The sequence below is a fragment of the Agrobacterium sp. 22-210-1 genome, from assembly GCF_053522525.1.
This window is the reverse complement of the sequence record NZ_JBNWCI010000002.1, coordinates 820358-845209: the sequence shown is the minus strand read 5'-3', so window position 1 is coordinate 845209 and position 24852 is coordinate 820358. Positions and strand designations below refer to the sequence as shown.

The window sequence follows — 24852 nt, the reverse complement described above, 5'->3', positions numbered from 1 at the left end:
TGCCAGAATCCCGCGATGTCTTCGATTTTGGTGTTGATTCGGGTTGCGGCCCGGCACAGGCGGAGGCGGGACAGGGCAACAAAACGGCTGATAAATCTAACGGGTGATATCTGCCGCACCCGCAAATTCCGATTTGGCCTTTCGCCCTGCCATGCAAGGGTTTGCGTGCTCCCTGCCAAGGCATCTTGTCTGCGCATGGCTCAGCGCTTCCACGGAATGGCCTTTTTTCATTCATCCGGCATTCAGTCCCCGCGTCTTAACCACGGGGCATACACGTCAATGTGACTTTTCGCGCCGGTTCTAAACCGCTTTGGAAAGGGAACCTCAGCCGCAAAACAGCGTTGACAATCCAATCCCCGGCCCGCCTCCCGCAAGCCGGGCTGGGTGGCCGGGCAACGCAGGCCCTGTGAGAACGGAGAGCTATCGAGATGAAACGCTTTGATCTGATCGACGGGATGCGTGGTTACTTCCTCGTTTTCATGCTGATCAACCATCTGGTGTTTGCCGGCGGCTTCTGGCTGGTGGAAATCAATCACCGGCAGTTTGCCTTTGTCGAGGACGCGCAGGGCTTCGTGTTCCTGTCCGGCCTGCTGATCGGCATGGTCTATGCGCGCAAGATGATGAAATACGGCTATGATGCCGGCAAGCAGATGATCTGGAACCGGGCGCTGGAACTCTATCGTTACGCGATGGGTCTCGTCATCGCCGTGCTGTTCTTCCGCATGGTCATCCCGCATGCACCCTATATCTGGTACAACTGGCTTGGCATGACGTCATTTGACGATCCGTTGCGACTTGCGGCGATTGCGACATTCCTCTTCCAGCCGACCTTCATGGATATTCTGCCGCAATATATCGTCTACATGATATTTGCGCCGGTGCTGGTGAAGCTCTGCCTCGATGGCAAGTGGGCCTATGTCATGGCCGGCTCCCTGCTGGTCTGGATGGCGGGCCAGCTCGGCCTGCAGCAGATCGTCACGACGCCGCTCAACGAACTCGTCAAGGGTGCGGACGAGCAGGGTATACGCGTCAGCTTCAACCTGCTGGGCTGGCAGCTGGTGTTCTATTCGGCACTGGTTATGGGTGCGATGACGGCGCAGAACCGTATTCCGTGGAAGGCGATCTTCTCGCCGCAGCACACGTGGCTGCCGAAGGCTGCGCTGCTGATCTGCCTGTTCTTCCTGCCGCTGCGCATCGCCACGGCCTGGGGCCTGATGCCGGAGTTCATGATGGGCAAGTTCTCGACCATGGAAATCCGCGCCGATTTCGGGCCTGTTTATCTCATTAACTTCCTCGCCGTCGGCGTCGGCCTCACCTGGCTGGTGATTGCCGGTCCGAAGCATCACAATCCGCTCGTGCGCTCCATTGCCGAAGGCGTGATCTGGGTGCTGTCGTTGAAGTTCCTGCAATTGCTCGGCCGCCACTCGCTGCAGGTCTATGTCTGGCACGTGGCGATCGTCTACGGCGTCTATTATCTGGACGGCCGTACGGCGGAACTGTCGCAGGTCAGCAAGACGCTGATTGCCTTCACGGCGATCGGATTGCTGGCTTTGCCCGCCCTGTGGCGGGAGCGCGACAAGTGGATCGGCAGCAGTGGCCAGAAGACGGCCGGCGCTTAACACCACTGTCATTTCCGGTGTTTGAGGGCTTTACGGGGCGGTTTTCCGCCCCGTACTTGCGTGCGCGGCCATTCCTTTCTATATGCAGCCCTTAAATCCGCAGGATGGCGAGGCACGACAGTCCGGTTTTTCCGGCTGATGCCCACGCAGCGGATGACCGACAGGCGGCGGGGCCTTTACCCCCGTTATGACTGACGATGGGAAAAAACGTGAATACGCTCGATTTTGACAAGAGGCCGGAAGATACCCGGATCGTTGTCGCCATGTCCGGTGGCGTCGATTCTTCTGTTGTAGCCGGTATCCTCAAGCGCGAGGGCTATGATGTCCTCGGCATTACGCTCCAGCTCTATGACCATGGTGCTGCCGTGCACCGCGCCGGTTCCTGTTGCGCGGGGCAGGATATTGACGATGCGCGCAGGGTTTGCGAAACGCTGCGCATTCCGCATTACGTGCTGGATTATGAAGCACGGTTCCGTGAAACCGTCATCAATCCCTTTGCCGAAGCCTATGCGATGGGCGAAACGCCAATCCCCTGCGTCGCCTGCAACCAGACGGTAAAATTTGCCGATCTGCTCGCCACGGCGCAGGAGCTGGGTGCCGATGCGCTGGCAACTGGCCATTATATCCGCTCGCGCCCCAACCCCGTCTCCGGCCAGCCGGGACGCCGGGCGCTCTATCGCCCGATCGACAGCGACCGTGACCAGAGCTGGTTCCTGTTTGCCACCACGCAGGAGCAGATCGACTACCTGCGCTTTCCGCTAGGCGGCCTTTCCAAGGCCGAAACGCGGGCGCTGGCGGAAGATATGGGGCTTGTCGTGGCCAAAAAGGCCGACAGCCAGGACATCTGTTTTGTGCCGCAGGGCAAATATACCGATATCATCAACAAGCTGAAGCCGAATGCGGCTCTGGCCGGCGATATCGTCCATCTGGACGGCCGTGTGCTCGGCCGCCATGATGGCATCGTGCATTATACGATCGGCCAGCGCCGGGGCATCGGTGTGGCGACGGGAGAGCCGCTCTACGTCGTACATCTTGATGCACGTGGTCGCCGTGTCATCGTTGGTCCACGCGAAGCGCTGGAAACCCGCCGGGTCTATCTTCGTGATATGAACTGGCTGGGCGATGACGCGCTGGCAAATGATGCCGGGCAGGGTTTTACCTGCTTCGCCAAGGTGCGCTCCACGCGTCCGCCAACCGAAGCGGTGCTGCATGCCGACGAAAACGGCATCTATGTGGATCTGATGACCGGCGAGGCGGGCGTCGCCCCTGGCCAGGCCTGCGTGCTCTATTCAGCGCCGGGCGCGGATGCCCGCGTTTACGGCGGCGGTTTCATCGAACGGTCGGAACGCTCGGTGGAAGCCGAGGCTTCGCTGAAGGCGCTTCTGGAAAAGCCGGTTGCGGCCTGAAACGGTTCGCTTTTTGCAGCGAGGTGGAAAGCGAATTTTTTGCGCATCTTGCGCTTGACACTTTGGGGAGCGGCACCTTATAAGCCGCTCATCCTGAAGGAACGGCCGGTCACATGACTGTCACGTTTCCCCTGTGGCGGGGTAGCTCAGGTGGTTAGAGCAGCGGAATCATAATCCGCGTGTCGGGGGTTCAAGTCCCTCTCCCGCTACCATTTTCATCCAAAGTACAAAATTAAATGAGCGCCTTGTGCGCCTGTTTTTTGCCGTCTGCCCAAGGCCGGAAAGTGCCTCAGCAGCGTACTGGCCCATAGTGGTTGCCAAAAAAAGGGAAACCCGCCTGCTGCCAAAATGCAGCCAGCGGGTCTCGACCTCTACCCCCTCCCACAAGGGCGGCTGCACAAAAGCACATCGAATGAATTATGGCAAGATCATGGCGACCATATTGTTGCCGTGGACGGCTCCGTTCGCCAATTTAGTGGCGGATGGCAGAGCGTGACCAGCTCCGTATGCCGCTGGTAAGGCGCTTGATAGGAGACGATGTTCTCGGAGCAGCGCATTTCTGTACGATTCGAATAGGTGTTCTCAGCCGTGCGTGGTTGATAATGGTTTCTGTGCCGTGGAGGCTGGTCGTGGCCATAAATGATCATGTCTGCGGCGAAGGAGGCGGCCGGCATCGTCACGGCAGCGAGTGCTGCAATCAAAAGAGTTTTCGAGATTGCGGACATGGGTGTTCCCCCGGTGTTGATCAAGCACAGGAGAACGCCCTGTATACGGGCGGTGTTCCAGACGGGCGGATTTATTTCTTGGCGACAGTTGCCCTAAAAAAATGCCCGCTCATGGCGGGCAATTCAGAGGGGAACTGAGGTTAGGAGCCTCGCATCTGAAACGGCCATTTCCGGGGGAAGTTCCATTCGTCCGATAATTTCACCGCTGTTCTGACGGGGCGAAGAAGATGGCGAACTCTTGAGCCCGAACCGCATAACCCTGCATAACTCGCTGGTCTGAAGTTCAGTATTCCGTGAAGATTCGGCTTTTTTGGAAAATTTGGAGCGGGCGAAGGGATTTGAACCCTCGACCCCAACCTTGGCAAGGTTGTGCTCTACCCCTGAGCTACACCCGCTCAAATCCACCGGTCCGGGGTAGTCGCTGAACCGTGGGTCACCATGTTGCGGCGACGGGCGCTATATCGCTCAATCGATTTTGGAATGCAACAGGGAAATGACAAAAACGCGAAAATTTCTTTGAAAAATGCGACAAGCGACGGAAATGATTGGCGGTTTTTCATATCTGCGGTTTTTCCTGCGTTGCCAAGCGCCGGTTGCCACCTTAATCAGGAGTGCAACGGTATCGAAATCGGCAGGGGCGGGCGGCGGAATATGGCGGAGAATTCTCCCAGGACGGCAACGGAGCTTTTCCAGTTTCTGGATGGGCTCGGCATTTCTCATACCACGAAACAGCATGAACCGGTGTTTACCGTTGCTGAGTCCCAGTCGCTGCGCGATCTCATTCCCGGAGGCCACACGAAAAACCTTTTCGTGAAGGACAAAAAGGATCAATATTTTGTTCTGACTGTCGAAGAGAATGCGGTCGTCGATCTCAAAAGCGTTCACAAGACGATAGGTGCTGCAAGCCGCGTGTCCTTTGGCAGGCCGGAAAAAATGCTCGAATATCTGGGCGTCGTACCGGGATCGGTGACGGTATTTGGGGCGATCAACGACACTGGCAGGCAGGTCACCTTCGTGCTCGACAGTGATCTTCTGGAAAACGAACTGGTCAATGGCCATCCGCTTTCCAACGACCAGACGACGACGATCGCGTCGAAGGATCTCATTCGCTTTCTTGAGGCGACCGGACATGCGCCGCTTGTCTTGAAAGTCAGTGAGTGAGATACGATCTTTGCTTCAACTGAGACATGCGACAGAAATTGCGGGAGACCGGCATGAGCGACACGAATAATCCTTACGGCGGTTCCTATGGCGGGCAGATGTCTGCAAGCGCGCATCATAATGGCGAGCTGAATGGTGCGGCCTCCGGTCACATCAAGGACACAACGACGGCTGCTTTCTCCAAGGATGTTCTTGAGGAATCGCGCCGCCAGCCGGTTCTGGTGGATTTCTGGGCGCCCTGGTGCGGCCCGTGCAAGCAGCTGACGCCGGTGCTCGAAAAGGTCATCAACGAAGCGAATGGCCGTGTGAAGCTTGTGAAGCTGAACATTGACGATCACCCTTCGATTCCGGGCCAGCTCGGCATCCAGTCCATTCCCGCCATCGTCGCTTTTGCCGATGGTCGGCCGGTGGATGGCTTCATGGGCGCGGTGCCGGAAAGCCAGATCAAGCAGTTCATCGACAAGATCGCCGGCCCGGATGCGGGTGATCCGAAAGCCGAAATCGAGGCGGCTCTGACCGAGGCGAAACAGCTTCTGACGGATGGCGATTTTAACGGTGCGGCACAGCTGTTCGGCGCCGTCATGCAGGCCGATCCGGAAAACCCCGCGGCGATTGCCGGTATCGCTGAATGCATGATCGCTGCCGGTCAGTATGAGCGGGCCAGCGAACTGCTCTCCTCCCTGCCTGCGGAGCTCAACGAAGATGCGGGCATTCAGCTCGTTTTGAAAAAGATCGCGCAATATGAGGAAGCTCGAAAAATCGGCGATCCGGTGGCGCTGGAAAGTGATCTGGCGCTCAATCCCGATCATCACGAGGCGCGGGTAAAGCTCGCCAAGGTCTTGAACGCCCAGGGGCGGCGCGATGAAGCGGCAGACCATCTGCTCTATGTCATGCGCAAGGACCGCACCTTTGATGATGACGGCGCGCGCCGCCAGCTTCTGGAGTTTTTCGAAGCCTGGGGCTTCAAGGACCCGGCAACCGTCGCTGGCCGCCGGAAGCTTTCGGCAATATTGTTTTCGTAATGCGGGCATATCCCGGCCGCGGCGGTTGATTCCGCCGGCCGGGCAGCGGTGAACAGGGGGCTTGATCCCATGCATGTCGGAAATGCGAGATATGTGAAGAACGACGATCTGCCGGAAACCGTACCGGTGTTTCCCTTGCCGGGTGCCCTGCTGCTACCGGAAGGCCATCTTCCGCTCAATATTTTCGAGCCGAGATATCTCGCCATGATCGACATGGCCCTGGCTGGCCACCGTGTCATCGGCATGGTGCAGCCGGCCCTGCATGTCATTGAGGCGGGGATTGAAGGCGGGCCTTTGAGTGCGGTCGGATGTCTTGGCCGCATCACTTCCTTTTCCGAAACCGGGGATGGCCGTTACGTCATCTCTCTCACCGGTGTCTGCCGTTTCCGCTTGCTTGAAGAGGTGGAGGCCGACAAGCCTTATCGCAGCTTCCGTCATGCGCCCTTCATTGCCGATCTTTCCGGCGAATATAACGAAGAGGCGGTGGATCGTGAAAACCTGCTCAGGGTATTCCGCGCGTTTCTGGATGCAAACCAGCTGGAGGCTGATTGGGAAAGCGTGGAAAGGGCGGGCAATCGTGTCCTCGTCAATTCCCTTTCCATGATGTCTCCCTTCGGTCCGGCCGAAAAACAGGCGCTGCTTGAAGCACCCGACCTGAAGACGCGGGCCGAAACATTGATCGCCATCACCGAGATCGTTCTTGCCCAAGGGTCGGGCGAGGGCGGTACCGTGCTGCAATAGGATTGTCGCCATGGACGACAGGATGAGCAATGTCGATCCGAAGCTCCTGGAGCTGCTGGTCTGCCCTTTGACCAAGGGACGCCTTTCTTATGACCGGACCCACAACGAGCTGATCTCCGAAAGCGCAAGGCTCGCTTACCCGATCCGCGACGGCGTACCGATCATGCTGATTTCCGAAGCGCGTAAAATAGAAGACTAGCCTTCCCCCCTTTGCTGGCCTCCACGCATCCTCCTGTTGTGAATTGACGAAGATGCGTTGACAACCATGCGTGGATTTGACCAGAGTCCCGCCCGACATGTCTGTTGCGGGGAGAATACTGATGTCGTTGCGCGCGCTCGTTCGGATTTCGTTGGTTGCGGTCTCTACCGCCCTGATTTTTCTCCCGGCTACGGCGGCCGAACCTTCGCGGAAAGTGGTAACCACGCAAAACGGCGATTATTTCGGCTTCGATCTTCGAACGGAGCAGAATGTCTCGCTGGAACAATGCGGCGAGATTTGCGTCGGCGACGCTGCCTGCAAGGCTTTCACCTACAATCCCAAGGTGAAATGGTGCTTCCTCAAATCGGATTTCAACCAGCTGAACGCCTTCCCGGGCGCAGTTGCCGGCAAGATCGTGGAAGTGGCTGCGGAAGCCGATATCGGCGCGCCGCAGCGCCTTTCCTTCGTGACGGACAGCCTGCAGCAGGAAGCCCGCCGGCTGAAATCAGGCCTCGCTGCCAGTGACGGTGACGAACAGGGCGTGGAAGCCCTTGTGCAGACGGCGCGGCAGCAGGTCGCTGCGGGCAATATTCCCGATGCGGTCACGACCTATAAACAGGCTCTTGCGATCACGCCTGATGACGGCGCGCTCTGGGCGGAATTGTCGGAAAAGGCGGCGCAGGTCACCGATAATTATTCGATTGCCGGGCAGGCGGCGTCTGCTGCCATCAACGCCTATCAGCTGAGCCGCACGGTCAGCGCCCGTACCGAGGCCCTGAACCGGCTGGCGAAGGCTTTCGAAAGAACCCAGAATTATCGCGCAGCACTCAACGCCTATAAGGAGAGCCTTGCGCTCACCGACAATGCACAGACAAAGGCGGCCTATGCCGACCTGCGCACGCGTCAGGGTTTCCGTGTCATCAACAACACGGTGGATACGGATAGCGTCAGCCCGCGCGCCTGCGTGCAGTTTTCCGAACCGCTGGTAAAGAACGGTGTCGATTATTCCTCCTTCATCACGCTCGATGGCGCTGCCCCCAAGGCCATCGAGGCGAAGGGCAGCGAGATCTGCGTGGAAGGCCTGAGCCATGGCCAGCGTTACAAGATCGCGTTTCGCGCCGGCCTGCCGTCCTCGGTGGAAGAGCCTCTGGAAAAGCAGGTCAATCTCGATATTTACGTGCGTGACCGCGCCGCGACCGTGCGCTTCACGGGTGAGAATTTCGTGCTGCCGGGGACTGCGCGCCGCGGCATTCCGATCGTCTCTGTTAATGCCGACAAGGCTGATCTGAAGCTCTATCGCGTCGGTGATCGCAACATCACTTCGCTTCTTTCCAATTCGCAGTTTCTGACGCAGATGGACGGTTACAATGCCGACCGTATCGAAAACGAAATCGGCGAACTCGTCTGGCAGGGCGCGATCGATATCCAGCCGGATCTCAACAAGGATGTGGTGACGAGCTTCCCGGTGGATGAAGCTTTGCCGGAACGTAAGCCCGGCATCTATGTGCTGACCGCCGTGCCGCCGGGCACTGCACCGGAAACCTGGGATTCGCGCGCCACGCAATGGTTCCTGGTGTCGGATACCGGCATCACCACCTATGCCGGAACCGATGGTCTGAATGTCTTTGTCCGTGCACTTGGCAGCGCGAAGCCGCTGGCAGATGTGGATTTGCAGCTGCTCGCCAAGAATAACGAGGTACTGGGCACTGCGAAGACCGATGCGGATGGCCGCGCGGTGTTTTCCGCCGGCCTGATGCGCGGCACCGCTGCGCAGGCGCCCGCAATCTTGACGGCACGGAACGGCGACAAGGATTACGTGTTCCTCGACATGACCCGTGCCGGCTTCGATCTTTCGGATCGCGGCGTGACGGGACGTGCAGCACCCGGCGCGATCGATGTGTTCAGCTGGACCGAACGCGGCATCTACCGCGCCGGCGAGACCGTGCATGCCGCAGCGCTTGCTCGCGACGTCGATGGCAAGGCAATCGAGGATCTGCCGCTTACCTTCATCTTCTCGCGCCCTGACGGTGTCGAGGACCGGCGCTTCGTCAGCGATGGCAAGGCGCTGGGCGGCCATGCGGTCGATCTGCCGTTGCAGGCAAATGCGATGCGCGGCACCTGGACAGTGCGCATCCATACCGATCCGAAAACGCCTGCGATCAGCGAAAAGAGTTTTTTGGTCGATGATTTCGTGCCTGACCGTACCGAGTTTGACCTCTCGAGCAAGGCAAAGCAGATTGACCCTGGCGCGGAAACGGCAATCGATGTCGACGGCCGTTATCTCTATGGCGCGCCCGCCGCCGGCCTGACACTGGAAGGTGAGGTTGCCATCAAGCCAACGCGCACCAGCGCTGATTTCGAAGGTTATTTCTTCGGTCTGGCGGATGAGGAAAGCGAAGAGGAGAACCGCACGACGCTTGCCGATCTGCCGGTGCTGGACGAAGAGGGCAAGGCGAGCTTCAATGTTGATCTCACCGATCTGCCCTCCACCACACAGCTTCTTTCCGCCAACATCACCGTGCGCATGCAAGAGGCGGGTGGACGTGCCGTGGAGCGTTCGCTGACGCTGCCTATCAAGGCGGAAGCTTCTGTTATCGGCATCAAGCCGCAATTTTCCGGCGATCTCGCCCAGAATTCCGTCGGTCGTTTCCATATCATCGGCGTTGGTGCCGATGGCGTAAAACAGGCGATGAGCGGCCTCAACTGGAAGCTCATCAAGGTTGAGCGGAACTATCAATGGTATCGTCAGGGCAATTCCTGGCGTTACGAGCCGGTGGAATATACCAAGCAGCAAGAGGCCGGCACCTTGTCCGTCGATGCCAATGGCAGCGAGATTTCCGTGCCGGTCACTTGGGGCCGCTACCGGCTGGAAGTGGAGGGCGCCGGCAATGGCGCACCTGTTTCCAGCGTTGAATTCGATGCCGGTTTCTACGTTGAGGCAAGCTCGACCGAAACGCCGGATGCGCTGGAAATCGCGCTGGACAAGCAAAGCTACAAGATCGGCGATACGGCCAAACTCAAGGTCTCCTCTCGTTTTGCCGGCGAGCTGATGATCACGTCCGGCTCTGAAAAGCTGATTTCCGTTCAGAATACCGAGATCGGCGCGGATGGCGGCGAGATCGACATTCCGGTCACCGAGGAATGGGGTGCGGGCGCTTACGTCACCGCCACGCTGTTCCGGCCCGGCGATGCGCAGGAAAGCCGCATGCCGATGCGGGCCATCGGCATCAAGTGGCTTGCTGTCGACCCGGTCGAGCGCAAGCTTGCCGTGACCCTCGGTGCGCCGCAGAAGACGCTGCCGCGCCAGCCGCTTGAAATTCCGATCACGGTTGCGGGCGCTGGTGTCGGCGAAAAGGCCTATGCCATTGTTGCGGCGGTGGATGTCGGCATCCTGAACCTAACGCGTTATGAGCCGCCGAAGCCGGATGAATGGTATTTCGGCCAGCGCCGGTTGGGGCTGGAAATCCGCGACCTCTATGGCCGCCTGATCGACGGTTCGCTGGGCGCCACCGGCCGGCTGCGCACCGGTGGTGATGGCGCAGGGGCAGCCCTTCAAGGCAGCCCGCCCACCGAAAAGCTGGTGGCGTTCTTTGCCGGTCCGGTCGAGCTTGACGACGACGGCAAGGCGACTGTCAGTTTCGATATTCCGCAGTTCAACGGCACGGCCCGCATCATGGCGGTCGCCTGGACGAAGACGGGTGTCGGCCATGCGGTCTCCGATGCCGTCATCCGCGATCCGGTTGTGGTGACTGCCAGCGCACCGAAATTCCTCGCTCCCGGCGATGTCTCGCAATTGCGGCTCGATATCGCCAATACCGATGGCGAGGCCGGCGATTACCGGCTGGATGTGACAAGCAACACGGCCCTGACGGTCGATCAGGGCGAGATGTCGCAGACATTGGCGCTTCAAAAGGGTGGGAAGTCGTCGCTGACAGTCCCTCTGACCGGTGAACAGCCCGGCAATGGCGCAATCACCATCAAGGTTTCCAATGCCGCTGGTATCTCGCTGGAGCAGGTTCTGAACGTTCCGGTGCGCCCGGCCGTTCTGCCGGTGACGACGCGGCGCGAAATCAAGATTGCGCCGAACAGCAGCCTGACGATCAACGGCGATCTTCTGGCCGACAGCATGCTGCTCGGCTCTTCGGTCGCCGTCAACGTCACGCGCTCGCCCGCCTTCGATATTCCGGCGCTGGTGATGATGCTGGATAAATATCCTTACGGCTGCGCCGAGCAGACGACGAGCCGCGCTTTGCCGCTGCTTTATCTCTCGGAAATGACGAAGGATACCGGCCTCACCGAAGATCCGGATACCCGCAAGCGGGTGCAGGAGGCGATCTACCGCGTGCTGTCCTTCCAGTCGAGTTCCGGCAGTTTTGGCCTCTGGTCGCCGGGTTATGGCGATCTGTGGCTCGATGCCTATATCAGCGACTTCCTGACAAGGGCGCGCGAGCAGAATTACGATGTTCCCGAAGCGGCCATGGTGCAGGCGCTGAACAATCTGCAGAACGGCCTGTCCTATGACAGCAACGTCAAGGATCGCGGTAACGAGATCGCCTATTCGCTTTATGTGCTGGCGCGCAACCGCAAGGCGGCGATCAACGATCTGCGTTATTACGCGGATACGGCACTTGCTGATTTCCCGACGCCGCTCGCCAAGGCGCAGGTTGCCGCCGCCCTTTCGCTTTATGGCGATCAGGCCCGTTCCAAGGCCGTGTTCGGCGCTTCGCTCGATATGGCAAGTCGCGCCACCAATGTCAGCTTCGCGCGGGCAGATTACGGCTCTGCGCTGCGGGATGGTGCTGCGACGCTGGCGCTTGCGGCCGAAAGCCGCCCGGTTCCGGCCGTCGTGCCGCAGCTTGCCGGTGCCGTGGCGAAGGAATGGGAAAAGAAGCCCTATACCAGCACCCAGGAACAGGCTTGGATGCTGCTGGCCGCCCGCGCTGTCAAAGGCGAGGACAAGGATATCCGTCTCGATGTGAACGGTGATTTGCAGACCGGCGGTTTCGGCAAGCGGATGAGTGGCGATGAATTGCTGGCAGCTCCCCTGAAGATCGCCAATGCCTCGGCCGATCCTGTCACGGCTGTTGTCACCACGGTGGCGCCGCCGGCGCAGCCGCTTGCCGCCGGTGGCGAGGGCTTCACCATCACCCGCACCTATTATTCCATGGATGGTGAGGAGGTGAACCCGAGCGAGGTCACGCAAAACGAGCGTTATGTGGTGGTGCTGAACGTCGTGCCGCAGAATAACTGGCAATCACGCATTCTGGTGACGGATCTGTTGCCCTCCGGCTTCGAAATCGACAATCCGAGCCTCGTCAATTCGGCAGCGCTTTCGAATTTCGACTGGTTGCCGGAAACGGAAGCGGCCCATACCGAATTCCGCTATGACCGTTTCGTGGCGGCCTTCGACCGCTCGGCCGGCGACAGTTCGGAAATTGCGCTTGCCTATGTCGTTCGTGCCGTTACCCCGGGCACCTATGATCATCCGGCAGCCTCGGTGGAAGATATGTACCGGCCGCAATTTGCCGCCCGCACGGCAACCGGCCGCATGGAGGTGCGCTCGGCAACCCCATGAGGCGACGCAAGGCGATCATTGTCGGCATCGTGACGGCCGCGTTGCTTATGGGCGGCGCGGCCTTCGGTCTTGATGCGCTGGACAAAGCCTATCCGCCGCCGCTGGATGCTGCGCGGCAACGATCCTTCGAGGTGCTGGATCGTGACGGCAAGTTGTTGCGCGCCTTTGCGACACCCGATGGCCGCTGGCGGCTGAAAACCACCGCTGCAGAGGTCGATCCGCAGTTCCTGCGCATGCTTGTCGCTTATGAGGATCAACGTTTTTATGATCATCACGGGGTCGATCCATGGGCGCTTTTGCGCTCCGCCTGGCAACTGGCCAGCAACGGCCGGATCGTCTCCGGCGCTTCGACTCTTTCCATGCAGGTGGCGCGGCTGATCGAGCCGCGCGCCGACCGCTCATTCTCGGCAAAATTGCTGCAGGCCATGCGTGCGCTCCAGATCGAAAGGAGGCTCAGCAAGGCTGACATCCTCGATTTCTATCTGAATATCGCGCCCTATGGCGGCAATCTCGAAGGTGTCAGGGCTGCAAGCCTCGCGTGGTTCGGCAAGGAACCGGGCCGGCTCGATACCGCGGAGGCGGCGCTTCTGGTGGCGCTGCCGCAACTGCCGGAGAAACGTCGTCCGGACCGTTTTCCGGAGGCGGCGAAGCAGGCGCGCGAGCGGGTGCTGCAACGGCTTGCCGTGGAACGCGTGGTGGGCGAGGGGGAGGCGGAACGGTCGGCACTTGCGGATGTGCCTTCCAACCGGCGGGACCTGCCGGCCTATGCGCCGCATATGGCCGTTGCCGCACGGGTGAAGTTCCCCAATGCTGCCGAGGCGCACTCGACGCTCAAATTGCCGATCCAGCGGGAACTGGAAGGTGTTGCGCGCCATGCTGCGGAGAAGCTTGGCGATAAGGTCTCCGTCGCCATCGTCATGGCCGACGCCCAGACCGGTGATATTCTCGCGGAGGTCGGCTCGGCGGATTATCTCGATACGGCAAGGCGTGGTTTCGTGGAGATGAGCCGGGCTGTGCGTTCGCCGGGCTCCACCCTCAAGCCGTTCATTTACGGTCTTGCCTTCGAAGACGGTCTTGTCGGGCAGGAAACCATCATCGAGGATCGCCCGGCCGACTTTTCCGGTTATCGCCCTCGCAATTTCGATATGCATTATCAGGGCGATGTCAGTATCCGGCAGGCGCTGCAATTGTCGCTCAACGTGCCTGCCGTCAAACTGCTCGATGCCGTCAGCCCATCGGCGCTGATGGTGCGGTTCCGGCGGGCGGGTGTCCGGCTGGTACTTCCGTCAAACGAGGCGCCCGGACTTGCCATTGCGCTTGGCGGTGCGGGTACTTCGCTTGTTGATCTGGTGCAGCTTTATGCCGGGCTTGCCGGCAGCGGTGACCCCGTGCGGTTGGGTGACGGCGTCCGCTCAGTCCCTGAGCGCCTTGTCGGCGACCGGTTGTTTTCCGATGCCGCAATCTGGAATGTCTCGGACATTCTCTCTGGCGTGCTGCCGCCGCTCGGCATGAAACAGCGCGGCATCGCCTACAAGACAGGCACGAGCTACGGCTACCGCGATGCCTGGTCAGTGGGTTATGACGGGCGGCATGTGATCGGCGTCTGGGTCGGTCGGGCCGATAATGGCGCGGTGCCGGGTATTGCCGGTTATGCGACGGCGGCCCCGATCCTGTTTGAGGCCTTCGCAAAATCCGGTGTGGCGATCACGCCGATGCCTGTTGCGCCCTCCGGCGTTGCGCGCGTTACCGTTGCCGACCTTCCCGCCAATCAGCGGCGTTTCACCCTGACCGCAAGCGGCCTGCTTTCGGCCTCGAGACGCGAAAGCGCCCCGCGCATCGTTTATCCGCCGGAAGGAGCAAGGGTTGAGCTTTCCGGCCAGTCGGGCATTTCACCGCTGGTGCTGAAGCTGCAAGGCGGGCGTGCTCCCTTCCGCTGGCTCGCGAATGGCATGCCTCTGCCCGACGCTTCCCATCGCCGCAACAGCGAATGGCGACCCGAGGGGCAAGGGTTTTCCACCCTCACGGTGATCGATGCCGATGGGCGTGCTTCGAGCGTACGCGTTTTCGTCGAATGAGTTTTGCGGCCAGACCGTGCCGCTTTCATCTGCTCTTCCTCAAAAGCAATAGGGAGCATTTCCAGGAGAAGTGGCTCCCGGTTTTCCGTTCGGAAATGCGACAACGCTCTAGTCGCACGGTGCGGTCCGCGAAACCGTGGCATCCGGGTTTGATGGGTCCAGGTCGACGAGTGAGATTTTGGAAATTTTATTGCCGTATATAAATTCTGCAATTTTTGTTGCGAATCTTGTTTCATCCAGCTATGTTGAAACTGCGCCCGGAAAACACCCGGTCGCATGGGAGAGACGGGCGTAGCACTAAAGCTGCGCGCAAACAGTGCTGCCGTTTCGACTGATCGACAGGACATGACTTCGCTTGAGGCGGATTTTGCTGCTGCATCCGTCACCGGCGAAGCCATGCCTGGAGACAGCCGGGAGGCGCCGGTTTGGGTGATCGCACACATTCGTCACGTGCGGGGAAAAGAGGAGGAGAAAATCTCGTGATCAAAAAAATCGCAATCACAACCGCATTCTGCGCCCTGATGGCAAGCGCTGCCCATGCTGAGAAAATCGGCGTGGCAATGTCGCTTTTCGACGACAATTATCTCACCGTATTACGTCACAACATTCAGCGCCATGCCAAGGATCTCGGCGTCGAAGTCCAGATGGAAGATGCGCAGGGCGATATCGCCCGTCAGCAGTCGCAGATCGAAAACTTCGTGGCGGCCGGTGTTGATGGCATCATCACCATGCTGGTGGACGCGGATTCCGGCAGAGCGATGTCGAAGATCGCCGATCAGGCGGGTATCCCGCTTGTCTTCGTGAACATGCTTCCGGCTAATATGGAGAAATTCCCGGAAAAGCAGGCATGGGTTGGTTCCAATGAGGAACAGGCTGGCGAATTGCAGGCGACAGAGGTTTGCAAGCTTGCGAGCGGCAAGGGCGATGCGGTCATTCTGATGGGCCAGCTTGGCACCACCGGTCAGCGCGGCCGCACCGCGGCGGCCGAACGTGTCCTTAAAAGCGATGCCTGCAAGGACATCAAGGTGCTGGACGCGCAGACCGCGAACTGGATGCGCACCCCGGCCATGGACCTGATGACGAACTGGATTACATCGGGCATGAAGCCGACCATCGTGCTTGGGAACAATGACGAGATGGCGCTCGGCGCGATCCAGGCGCTGAAATCATCCGGCGTCAGCATGAAGGATGTCGTCGTCGCCGGTGTTGACGCAACGCAGGATGCGCTGGCGGCCATGGAAGCGGGCGACCTTGACGTTACAGTCTACCAGTCCGCCAAGGGTCAGGGCGAAGGATCGCTCGATACCGTGCTGAAAATCGCACGTGGTGAAAAATTCGAGCACAAGGTCGATGTACCCTTCGAACTCGTCACCCCTGCGAATGTCGCTCAATACAAGTCCAGCAACTGATTTGTGGCCGGCGACCGAGCATTGCCCCGGTCGCCGGCACGGCAAATCACGGCCCGGCCGCTGGCCGGATAAAGGACGGGTGAGACATGATTTCCACAACCACCTTAGAGGCGATCGAACGCTTCAAGCAGGCCGCAGGCCCATACCTTCTCGAAATTGAGGGTGTGCGCAAGGAATTTCCGGGTGTCGTCGCGCTGGATGATGTGCAGTTTCGCCTGCGCCCCGGTTCCGTGCACGCGCTGATGGGCGAAAACGGCGCTGGCAAGTCGACGCTGATGAAAATTATCGCCGGCATTTACAGCCCCGATGCCGGCACCGTCAGGCTCCGGGGAGAAGACGTCCGTCTGAAAAGTCCCCGCGATGCGCTGGAGCGCGGCATCGCCATGATCCATCAGGAACTGGCGTTGATGGACTGGATGACCGTGGCGGAGAACATCTGGATCCGCCGCGAACCGAAAAACCGTCTCGGCCTCATAGACCATGCGAAAATGCTGGCGGAGACGCAGGCGCTGTTTAACCAGCTGAAGATCAATATCGATCCGGCGGCGGAGGTCAGCACGCTGACGGTGGCGCAGCGGCAGATGGTCGAAATCGCCAAGGCCGTCAGTTACCAGTCCAGCGTGCTCATCATGGATGAGCCGACATCGGCCCTGACGGAATCGGAGGTCGCGCATCTCTTCGATATCATCCGCGACCTGCGGTCACGCAATATCGGCATCGTCTACATCACCCACAAGATGAACGAGCTGTTCGAGATCGCCGACGAGTTTTCGGTGTTCCGCGACGGACGATATGTCGGAACCCATGCGAGCACCGATGTCACGCGGGACGACATCATCAGAATGATGGTCGGCCGTGAGATCACCAACATGTTTCCCAAGCAGGAAGCCTCGATCGGTGACGTCGTCCTTGAGGTTCGGGATCTCGGTTTGGCCGGGGTTTTCCACGGTATTTCCTTCGATCTGCATCGCGGCGAAATCCTCGGCGTGGCGGGGCTGGTGGGCTCCGGCCGCTCCAACGTTGCGGAGGCGATTTTTGGGGTGGTGCCGGCGAGTGAAGGGACCATCCGCATCGACGGTGCCCCGGTCACGATCCATTCGCCGTCGGATGCGATGCGCAGGGGCATGGCGCTGCTGACGGAAGACCGCAAGGCAACCGGTTGTTTTCTGCCGCTTTCGATTCTTGAAAACATGCAGATTGCGGCCCTTCAGAATGGCCACGCGACCATGGGTTATGTCGATGAGCGCGGGCTGACGGTGCTATGCGAAGACATGAAGAAGGCGCTGCGCATCAAGACGCCCGATCTCGACGAGCGGATCGAAAACCTGTCCGGCGGCAACCAGCAGAAGGTGCTGATCGCCCGCTGGCTTCTGACGAAGCCGGCAATCCTCATCCTCGATGAACCGACGCGCGGCATTGATGTCGGCGCCAAGGCAGAAATCCATCGCCTTATTTCCAGTCTGGCGAAGGAAGGTGTCGCCGTCATCATGATCTCGTCGGAACTGCCGGAGGTTCTCGGCATGTCGGACCGGATTGTCGTGATGCATGAGGGGCATATGACCGGGATTCTCGATCGCGCCGAAGCGGACCAAGTCAAAATCATGGAACTGGCGGCCCGCTGAGGCTGCGACGGCGGCAATGCCGGGGAGGAAAAATTATGGATAGCGTACAGACCGAACCGGTCGAACGAAAAAGGCGCAAGCTGCCGCAGGAACTGAATATTCTGACCGTGCTGATCGGCGTCGCACTTGTGTTTGAGTTGCTCGGATGGTTCGTGCAGGGGCAAAGCTTTCTCGGCAGCCCGCAGCGCCTGACGATCATGATCCTGCAGGTCTCCGTCGTCGGCATCATTGCCGTCGGCGTCACCCAGGTCATCATCACCGGCGGCATCGACCTCAGTTCGGGCTCGGTGGTGGCGATGACCGCCATGATCGCCATGAGTTTTGCGCAAAGCAGTGATTTTGCCAGGGCCATCTATCCCGCACTGACCGATATGCCCGTGGTGGTGCCGCTGGCCGTCGGCCTGGGCCTCGGCCTCATTGCCGGCATCGTCAACGGCATGCTCATAGCGGTGACGGGAATACCGCCCTTCATCGCCACGCTTGGCATGATGGTCACCGCACGCGGCATCGCCAAATGGTATACGAAGGGTCAGCCGATCTCCTTCCCGACCGAGAGCTTCGCCTCGATCGGCTCGGGCGCATGGCCTGTCGTGATCTTCCTGCTCGTTGCCGTCACCTTCCATATTGCCCTGCGCTATACGCGTTATGGCAAGTTCACCTATGCGATCGGCGCCAACATGCAGGCGGCCCGGGTGTCAGGCATCAATGTTCAGCTGCATCTGGTCAAGGTCTATGCCATTGCCGGCCTGCTCGCGGGCCTCGCCGGCATCGTCACCGCCGCCCGCGCGGAGACGGCGCAGGCCGGCATGGGCATGATGTACGAGCTTGACGCCATAGCCGCGGCGGTTATCGGCGGCACGTCGCTCTCCGGCGGGCGGGGACGCATTTTCGGCACGGTTATCGGCACCGTGATCCTGGGGTTGATGATGTCGGGCTTCACATTTTTGCGCGTGGATGCTTACTATCAGGAGATCGTCAAGGGACTGATCATCGTCAGCGCGGTCGTTGCTGATGTCTACCGTCAAAAAGCCCGGCTCCGGAAGGGCTGATATCCATACGCGTGGTGCCCCGGCTGGGGTGCCGACGGCATTGCCGAGGAGATGCACTTGAACCTTTTCAACTCTCCTCTGGAACTGGGCGTCACCGTGCTCGCCGTTGTGCTGGTCGGGCTCTCCAAGGGCGGGCTCGGCGGCATGAGCCTGCTTGGCGTGCCGCTGATGGCGCTGGTGATGTCGCCGGTCACGGCGGCCGCCATCCTGCTACCTATTCTGGTGGTCATGGACATGGTCGGCGTGGCGGCCTGGCGCAACTGGGTCGACTGGCGGATCATGCGGCAGCTTTTGCCGGCAGCCGTCCTCGGCATCGGGCTTGGTTGGATGACCGCCGAGATCACCTCGGATGCCGTGGTGCGCCTGATTGTCGGCCTGGTCTCGGCCGTGTTCGTGCTGCGCGTCGTGCTGTCGAGGGGCGTTCTGGTGACGGTTGCGAAGGAGCGGCCGATGGCAGGCCGGTTCTGGAGCCTGCTTGCGGGTTACACCAGTTTCGTTGCCCATGCCGGCGCGCCGCCGCTGCAGGTCTATCTGCTGCCGCTTCGCATGGACCCGAAGGTTTTCACCGGTACCAATGTGATGTTCTTTGCCATCACCAATGTCCTGAAACTCGTGCCCTATGCGGCTCTCGGCGGTTTCGGCGCACAGAATCTCGGTCGCGCCGCCCTGATGGTGCCGCTGGCGATCGCCTCTACATGGCTTGGCGCCTGGACGGTGCGCCACATGCGCGCCTCGATCTTTTATCCCCTGACCTATGTTTCCGTGGCGCTGGTGGCGGTGAAGCTGATCTGGGACGGCGTGACAGGGCTTTAAGGAGTGTGGGTGCCTAGAGGCCCGTAACCGTCGGAATGCGTGGCGCCGTTTCGTTCTTCTGAACGCGCGCGGCCACGGCGACGGCCAGAGCCTGCGCAAGGCACATCGGCGCGGCCAGAGACCGGGAAAAGCTGTAATCGTGCTCGGGGACCGAGAACAGGACCTTTGCCGATTTTGCCAGAGGCGACAGGGTACTGTCGGAAATTGCCACGGTCGGCACGCCGATCTTTTCCGCCTCCTCGACGATATTCACCACCTCCGTCGCATAAAAGCGGAAGGATACGGCGATCAGCACGTCGCCAGTCTTCATCGTCCGCGCCATATGGGTGGCGAGGCCGCCGCCCGGATCGAGAAGGATGCATTGCTTGCCGAGCATGGTGAGGATGTAGCGCAGCAGTTCCGCCACTGGCGCGGAGCGCAACTGGCCGACGAGATAGACGGTGCCGGCGGCCTCTATGAGGTCTGCGGCGGTGCCGAGCTGTTCGGCGCTGATGCGCTCCAGAAGGTCCTGCAGGGAGGCAATGTCCCTGACGACAAGGTCGTGAAGGAAACCGTATTCGGAACGGTCCTCGCGGCTCTGCAGCTCGTCATCGAGTGCGCGTACGCGCGCCTCGAAACCTGGAGCCGCTGTCGCTAGCCGTTTCTGGAACAGCGCCTGCAGCTCCTTGAAACCCTTGTAGCCCAACGACTGCGCAAACCGCACGAAGCTGGAAGCGTGGATATTGTGCCGCTCGGCAATGGTATTGACCGAATGCACGGCGACTTCATTGGGGTTCTGCGTCAGATAGACGGAAATCCGCTGATAGGTCTTGCTCATCTGATCGTGACGATCATGGATGAGGCGGATCAGTTCTTCGTAATCTTTCGGAGGTTCGACGGGCTGCGGTTGTTGCTTCATGGCATGATACTGCAATATTTATTGCAGTTTTCCAAGGGGCATGAAGGCCCGCAGCCCGTCTCGCGATCACGGTTTTCAGCCGGCGACCTCCATCCATTGGCGGGCGGATGATGAGCGCTGGATTGTCTCGACCAGCCGCTGGATGCGCAGGCCGGCAGCAAAACCGAAAGGCTCTGGCGCCTCTCCCGCGATCGCCCTCAGATAACCTTCGATTTCGATGGCTTTCAGGTCGTTGAAGCCGAGCTGGTGACCGGGTGCCACGCAGAATCGGCCATAGGGCGCGTGATCGGGCGAAGCCTCGATCCTGCGGAAGCCACGGCGGCCGGCCGGATCGGCGGCGGAATAGAAATGCAGCTCGTTGAAGCGTTCCTGCGTGAAATAAAGCGCACCCTTGTCGCCGTAGATCTCGAAATCATGCTGCATCTTGCGGCCGGTGGCGATCCAGTTGCCTTCGATCGAACCCTGCGCGCCGTTGGCGAAGCGCAGGAAGGCACGGCCCACATCGTCCACTTCCACCTTGCGTTTGCCGCCCCTGCCATCCGGCCGCTCGGCAATCAGCGTCACGCAATCCCCCATCACCTCGGTTATCGGGCCGAGCAGGAATTCGGCTGTGGCAAGCGCGTGAGAGCCGATATCGGCAAGCGCGCCGCCGCCAGCAGGATCGTGACGGAAGGTGAAGGCGCCGGAGGCCTCGGCCATATAGTCTTCGGCATGCAGACCGCGATAACCGCGTATCTCGCCAAGTTCGCCCGCCGCCACCATGTCCCGCGCCAGCCGCAGCATGGGATTGCAGAGATAGTTGAAGCCCACCTGCGTTTTGACGCCACGCGCAGCCGCGGCAGCGGCCATCTCGCCGGCATCTGCGGCAAGCGGCGCCAGCGGTTTTTCGCAATAGACGTGTTTGCCGGCGGCAATGGCGGCAAGCGCCATCTCCTTGTGCAGGGCGTTCGGCGCGGTGATGTCGACGAGATCGATATCGGGATCGGCGATGATGCTGCGCCAGTCCGCCGTGAAGCGGGCAAAGCCGAAATCCGCCGCCGCCCGTGCGGCTGCGTCTTCGGTGATGTCGGCAACGGTGTGCAGTTCGATCCGGTAGGGCAGGTCGAAGACCTTCTGGGCAGAGGCGAAACCGAAGACATGGGCTTTGCCCATGAAGCCGGTGCCGATGAGGCCGACGCGGAGAACGGGTTTTTCAGACATGGGCAAATTCCGGATTGACGATGAGGCCGGGATCGATCGTCCCTTTCAGGTAATTGACGGCGTTCTGGATGGACGCAATCGCCATCCTCTCCCCGCATTCCGTCGTAAGCCCGGCAATATGCGGCGACAGGACGGTATTGAACTGCGACAGCAGCGGGGAGGAGCTTTCCGGCGGTTCGTCATCGAAGACATCAAGCCCGGCCGCACCGACATGACCCGAGGCAAGCGCTTCGCTGAGCGCCTTTTCACAAACGACACCGCCACGGGCCGTGTTTGACAGGACGACACCGGGTTTCATCAGCGCGATTTCGGCGGCCCCGATTGCCGGGCTTGGCCCTTTGGGAATATGCACGGAAATATAGTCGGCCCAGGGCAGGCCCTCTTCCAGCGATACGGGTCTTGTTGGCCCTTCTGGCCATCCCGATTGCAGCAGGTAGGGGTCGTAGGCGCGGATATGCATGCCGAAACCCGAAGCCATTCTGGCGAGATGCCGCCCGATCCGGCCATAACCGAGAATGAGGAGGTTCTTGCCGGATATTTCCTGCTGCTCCAGCCTGTTTCGCCAGCTCCACTGCCCCGGTTCGCGAACCGCACGGTCTGCAAGGATGGCCCGCTTTGCAGCCGCCAGCAGCAGCATCATCGCATGTTCGGCGACGGAGACGGAATTGACGTCGCCGACGATGGTGAGCGCTATGTTGCGGCGGTTGAGTTCGGCAAGATCGACGCTATCGTAACCCACCCCATGGCGGGACACCACTTTCAGCCGCCCGGCCTTTGCAATGGTGGCTGCCGAAAGCGGTTGCGTGCGGATGACGATGGCATCCGCTTCCTCGATGAAGGGTGCGTAGGAGGCTTCGGAGACGTCCTCGATATAGCGGACGGAGAAGCCGAGGGAGGGCAGATCGCGCAGCATCGCCTCGCCGGAAGGATGAAGTTTTCCGGCCACGAGAAGGTTCGGCATTCAATACCCCCCTTTGCCATCGGTTTTTTTGGTGGTCTTTTCCACCAGCCTGCGCCACGTCGCGGTCGATTCCGTCGCCGCCGCGGCCAGCAGGCGCGAATCGCCGGATACGGTGGTCATGTCGAAACCCCATTCCACCGCGCGTGCTGCGTAATCCGCCGTGCCGCAATGGAGGGCAGCCTTGATGCCGTTGCGGTGGCAGGCATCGAGGATGCGCTTGATGGCGTCGATGACTTCAGGCTCTTCCCGGTCGAAGGCGGGCGTCAATTGCCCTTTCGAAAGAGAGAAGCTGAGATCGGCGGGGCCGACATAGATCCCGTCGAGGCCCGGGGTGGAGGCGATCTCCTCGAGATTGTCCATCGCTTCCGCCGTTTCGATCATCGCAAAGGCGAGGATTTCGTCATTGGCCTCCGCGGCGTAATTGCCGCCGGCGGCGTAAACGGCGCGGGTGGGGCCGAAGCTGCGTTCCCCGAGCGGGGGGTAGCGCATGTACCGGACGAATTGCTCAGCCTGCGCCCGGTTGTTGATCATCGGGCAGATGATGCCATAGGCGCCCGCATCCAGAACCTTCGATATCCATGCCGGGTCGAGCCAGGGCACCCGCGCCATCAGCACCTTTTCGGAGGCGCGCATCGCCTGAAACATGCCGAGCACATCCTTGTAATCAACCGCGCCGTGCTGGATGTCGATGGAGATGGCGTCATAATCCTGCGCCGCCATGATTTCGGCGCTGAACGGGCTGGCGATGGAAAGCCAGCCATGCAGCACCGGACGTCCTTCGGCCCAGATTTCCTTCAGTTTGTTTTTCCGCATGATTTTCTCCTGCAAGAATATCCGTCGCTAGAACACGTCCGGTTAAAACGGGTTTGTCGGACGTGCTCTATCACTTTGTTTTTTCGCATTTTCCGGACGCAAAACCGCTACGCACTTTTACTGGAAATGCTCTAAAAGACGATCTGGGCGAGTTTGGTTTCGAGATAATCGCTTATCCCTTCTATACCGCCCTCACGCCCCATGCCGGAATGGTTCGTGCCGCCGAAAGGCGCTTCGGATGCGGCGAGCGCGAAACTGTTGATACCAACCATGCCGGCTTTCAGCGTCGCTACCGTTCGGCGTGCCCTTTCCGCCGAACGGGTGAACGCATAGGCGGAAAGGCCCATGTCGGAGGCATTGGCCCGTTCCAGAACCTCTTCCTCGGTGCTGAAGCGGGTGATTGCGGCAATCGGGCCGAAATTCTCTTCGGCAAAGACCTTCATCGTGTCCGTCACACCGGTGAGCACGGTGGGCTCGAAAAAGAAGCCGTGGTTGAGGTGAGGCGGGCGTTTACCGCCATGGGCGATTTTTGCGCCGGCGCGTAGGGCGTCGGCGACCACCGCCTCGATTTCCTCAAGGCGGCCGGCATTGATGAGCGGACCCATGCCGGTATCGGGATCAAGCCCGTCGCCGAGCCTGATCTTCGCCGTGCGGGCCACGAAACCCTCGACAAAGGAGTCGTGAAGGCTCTCGTGAACAAAGATGCGATCCGGCGTGACGCAGACCTGGCCGCAATTTGCAAACTTGGTGGGTACGACAAGGTCGAGGACATTATCGAGATCCGCGTCGTCATAGACGATGAGAGGCGCGTTGCCGCCCAGTTCCATGGAGACTTTCTTCACGGTCTGCGCCGCATCGCGGATCATTTGCTGCCCCACACGTGTCGAGCCGGTCAGCGACACCTTGCGCACGCGCTTGTCCGCCATGATCGGGCCATAGGTATTGGCGGTCGAACCGACAACGAGATTGACGGCGCCATCCGGAAGGCCGGCTGCCCTGAGGCAGTCGACCATCACCATGGCGACACCCGGCGTCTGGGATGAGGGGCGCAGCACGACGGGGCATCCGGCGGCGAGCGCCGGGGCAAGCTTGCGCGCCGGAAGGGCAGCCGGGAAATTCCAGGCGGTGAAAGCGCCAACGATGCCCACGGCCTCGCGGGTCACTTCAAACCGTCCGCCGGGCACCCGGCTGTCGACGATGCGGCCATAGATGCGGCGCGCTTCTTCGGCGAACCAGCGGAACTGGTCGCAGGCAAGGCTCCATTCTCGACCTGCCTGGGCAATCGGTTTGCCGGTCTCCAGCGAGATCATCTTCGCGCCTTCGTCGGCACGTCGTAACATTTCGTCAGCGGCCCGATGCAGCGCTTCGGCGCGGGCGAAGCCACCCATGGCGCGCAGCTTCGGGAGGGCGGCTGCCGCAGCGTCGATTGCATCGCCGGTGTCGCGGGCAGTGGCAAGCGACACTTCACCCAGCGCCGCGCCGGTGACCGGAGAGACGACTTCTCCCGTTGCAGCGCCGGTAAGCCAGCGGCCGTCGATGAAAAGTCCAAAATTCGCGTACATGG

Annotated in this window: 18 protein-coding genes and 2 tRNA genes; 14 read left to right on the top strand and 6 right to left on the bottom strand. The window is 60.4% G+C overall.

Annotation, left to right across the window (positions count from 1 at the left end; translation table 11 throughout):
• Nucleotides 1-428 precede the first annotated feature (428 nt).
• From ACQZ5F_RS16910 to ACQZ5F_RS16900, 3 genes are all read left to right on the top strand, one after another.
• Nucleotides 429-1619, top strand: coding sequence for an OpgC family protein (locus ACQZ5F_RS16910; protein WP_052819464.1), 1191 nt, complete (start codon nt 429-431; stop codon nt 1617-1619).
• Between the two features lie 209 nt (nt 1620-1828).
• Complete coding sequence (gene mnmA / locus ACQZ5F_RS16905; protein WP_225338764.1) at nt 1829-3025, top strand: tRNA 2-thiouridine(34) synthase MnmA; 1197 nt, start codon at nt 1829-1831, stop codon at nt 3023-3025.
• Nucleotides 3026-3160: 135 nt separating this feature from the next.
• Nucleotides 3161-3237 (top strand) — tRNA-Met (locus tag ACQZ5F_RS16900).
• 833 nt (nt 3238-4070) lie between these two features.
• Here the strand turns inward: ACQZ5F_RS16900 and ACQZ5F_RS16895 are convergent.
• A tRNA-Gly gene (locus tag ACQZ5F_RS16895) sits at nt 4071-4145 on the bottom strand.
• Between the two features lie 256 nt (nt 4146-4401).
• Between ACQZ5F_RS16895 and ACQZ5F_RS16890 the strand changes: the two genes are divergently transcribed.
• The 11 genes from ACQZ5F_RS16890 (at nt 4402) to ACQZ5F_RS16840 (ending at nt 19416) form a co-directional block, all read left to right on the top strand.
• Nucleotides 4402-4911 carry a prolyl-tRNA synthetase associated domain-containing protein gene (locus ACQZ5F_RS16890; protein WP_225338763.1) on the top strand — a complete coding sequence of 170 codons (510 nt, stop codon included), beginning with the start codon at nt 4402-4404 and terminating at the stop codon, nt 4909-4911.
• A gap of 53 nt (nt 4912-4964) precedes the next feature.
• Entirely contained in the window at nt 4965-5933 is a 969-nt protein-coding gene (gene trxA / locus ACQZ5F_RS16885; protein WP_046799884.1) for a thioredoxin, read from the top strand.
• 69 nt (nt 5934-6002) lie between these two features.
• Nucleotides 6003-6674 carry an LON peptidase substrate-binding domain-containing protein gene (locus tag ACQZ5F_RS16880; RefSeq protein WP_052819468.1) on the top strand — a complete coding sequence of 224 codons (672 nt, stop codon included), beginning with the start codon at nt 6003-6005 and terminating at the stop codon, nt 6672-6674.
• A gap of 10 nt (nt 6675-6684) precedes the next feature.
• On the top strand, nt 6685-6873 hold the full coding sequence (locus ACQZ5F_RS16875) for a Trm112 family protein (protein WP_006310303.1): 189 nt from the start codon (nt 6685-6687) through the stop codon (nt 6871-6873).
• 121 nt (nt 6874-6994) lie between these two features.
• Nucleotides 6995-12448: an alpha-2-macroglobulin family protein gene (locus ACQZ5F_RS16870; RefSeq protein WP_225338762.1), complete on the top strand. Its 5454-nt coding sequence runs from the start codon at nt 6995-6997 to the stop codon at nt 12446-12448.
• The gene (gene pbpC / locus ACQZ5F_RS16865; protein ID WP_225338761.1) at nt 12445-14523 is read left to right on the top strand and encodes a penicillin-binding protein 1C; all 2079 of its coding nucleotides are present in this window, start codon (nt 12445-12447) and stop codon (nt 14521-14523) included. Before ACQZ5F_RS16870 ends, pbpC begins: the two co-directional genes overlap by 4 nt.
• 345 nt (nt 14524-14868) lie before the next feature.
• A complete protein-coding gene (locus ACQZ5F_RS16860) occupies nt 14869-15006 on the top strand; it encodes a hypothetical protein (RefSeq protein WP_225338760.1) in 138 nt (45 codons plus the stop codon).
• Nucleotides 15006-15932 (top strand): substrate-binding domain-containing protein, encoded by a 927-nt coding sequence (locus ACQZ5F_RS16855; RefSeq protein ID WP_225244291.1) that lies wholly within the window; start codon nt 15006-15008, stop codon nt 15930-15932. The genes ACQZ5F_RS16860 and ACQZ5F_RS16855 overlap by 1 nt, the downstream gene beginning before the upstream one ends.
• Nucleotides 15933-16018: 86 nt before the next feature.
• Nucleotides 16019-17554 (top strand): sugar ABC transporter ATP-binding protein, encoded by a 1536-nt coding sequence (locus ACQZ5F_RS16850; RefSeq protein ID WP_448730599.1) that lies wholly within the window; start codon nt 16019-16021, stop codon nt 17552-17554.
• 35 nt (nt 17555-17589) lie between these two features.
• On the top strand, nt 17590-18603 hold the full coding sequence (locus ACQZ5F_RS16845) for an ABC transporter permease (protein WP_046799878.1): 1014 nt from the start codon (nt 17590-17592) through the stop codon (nt 18601-18603).
• A gap of 57 nt (nt 18604-18660) precedes the next feature.
• Nucleotides 18661-19416 carry a sulfite exporter TauE/SafE family protein gene (locus ACQZ5F_RS16840; RefSeq protein WP_225338758.1) on the top strand — a complete coding sequence of 252 codons (756 nt, stop codon included), beginning with the start codon at nt 18661-18663 and terminating at the stop codon, nt 19414-19416.
• Nucleotides 19417-19429: 13 nt separating this feature from the next.
• On the opposite strand, the gene ACQZ5F_RS16835 is transcribed toward ACQZ5F_RS16840, so the two are convergent.
• From ACQZ5F_RS16835 to ACQZ5F_RS16815, 5 genes are all read right to left on the bottom strand, one after another.
• Nucleotides 19430-20314, bottom strand: a complete 885-nt coding sequence (locus ACQZ5F_RS16835; protein ID WP_225338757.1) for a MurR/RpiR family transcriptional regulator — start codon at nt 20312-20314, stop codon at nt 19430-19432.
• A 75-nt stretch (nt 20315-20389) separates the two neighbouring features.
• Nucleotides 20390-21514, bottom strand: a complete 1125-nt coding sequence (locus ACQZ5F_RS16830; protein WP_225338756.1) for a Gfo/Idh/MocA family protein — start codon at nt 21512-21514, stop codon at nt 20390-20392.
• The gene (locus ACQZ5F_RS16825; RefSeq protein WP_225338755.1) at nt 21507-22475 is read right to left on the bottom strand and encodes a hydroxyacid dehydrogenase; all 969 of its coding nucleotides are present in this window, start codon (nt 22473-22475) and stop codon (nt 21507-21509) included. The genes ACQZ5F_RS16830 and ACQZ5F_RS16825 overlap by 8 nt, the downstream gene beginning before the upstream one ends.
• A complete protein-coding gene (locus ACQZ5F_RS16820; protein ID WP_225338754.1) occupies nt 22476-23288 on the bottom strand; it encodes an HpcH/HpaI aldolase family protein in 813 nt (270 codons plus the stop codon).
• 131 nt (nt 23289-23419) lie between these two features.
• Entirely contained in the window at nt 23420-24850 is a 1431-nt protein-coding gene (locus ACQZ5F_RS16815) for an NAD-dependent succinate-semialdehyde dehydrogenase (RefSeq protein ID WP_225338753.1), read from the bottom strand.
• Nucleotides 24851-24852 lie beyond the last annotated feature (2 nt).

Bases quoted from the DNA above. Each gene is read 5' to 3' on its own strand.
- ACQZ5F_RS16910 (WP_052819464.1), top strand. From the start codon at position 429: ATGAAACGCTTTGATCTGATCGACGGGATGCGTGGTTACTTCCTCGTT.
- ACQZ5F_RS16890 (WP_225338763.1), top strand. From the start codon at position 4,402: ATGGCGGAGAATTCTCCCAGGACGGCAACGGAGCTTTTCCAGTTTCTG.
- trxA (WP_046799884.1), top strand. From the start codon at position 4,965: ATGAGCGACACGAATAATCCTTACGGCGGTTCCTATGGCGGGCAGATG.
- ACQZ5F_RS16880 (WP_052819468.1), top strand. From the start codon at position 6,003: ATGCATGTCGGAAATGCGAGATATGTGAAGAACGACGATCTGCCGGAA.
- ACQZ5F_RS16875 (WP_006310303.1), top strand. From the start codon at position 6,685: ATGGACGACAGGATGAGCAATGTCGATCCGAAGCTCCTGGAGCTGCTG.
- ACQZ5F_RS16870 (WP_225338762.1), top strand. From the start codon at position 6,995: ATGTCGTTGCGCGCGCTCGTTCGGATTTCGTTGGTTGCGGTCTCTACC.
- pbpC (WP_225338761.1), top strand. From the start codon at position 12,445: ATGAGGCGACGCAAGGCGATCATTGTCGGCATCGTGACGGCCGCGTTG.
- ACQZ5F_RS16860 (WP_225338760.1), top strand. From the start codon at position 14,869: ATGACTTCGCTTGAGGCGGATTTTGCTGCTGCATCCGTCACCGGCGAA.
- ACQZ5F_RS16850 (WP_448730599.1), top strand. From the start codon at position 16,019: ATGATTTCCACAACCACCTTAGAGGCGATCGAACGCTTCAAGCAGGCC.
- ACQZ5F_RS16845 (WP_046799878.1), top strand. From the start codon at position 17,590: ATGGATAGCGTACAGACCGAACCGGTCGAACGAAAAAGGCGCAAGCTG.
- ACQZ5F_RS16835 (WP_225338757.1), bottom strand. From the start codon at position 20,314: ATGAAGCAACAACCGCAGCCCGTCGAACCTCCGAAAGATTACGAAGAA.
- ACQZ5F_RS16830 (WP_225338756.1), bottom strand. From the start codon at position 21,514: ATGTCTGAAAAACCCGTTCTCCGCGTCGGCCTCATCGGCACCGGCTTC.
- ACQZ5F_RS16825 (WP_225338755.1), bottom strand. From the start codon at position 22,475: ATGCCGAACCTTCTCGTGGCCGGAAAACTTCATCCTTCCGGCGAGGCG.
- ACQZ5F_RS16820 (WP_225338754.1), bottom strand. From the start codon at position 23,288: ATGCGGAAAAACAAACTGAAGGAAATCTGGGCCGAAGGACGTCCGGTG.
- ACQZ5F_RS16815 (WP_225338753.1), bottom strand. From the start codon at position 24,850: ATGTACGCGAATTTTGGACTTTTCATCGACGGCCGCTGGCTTACCGGC.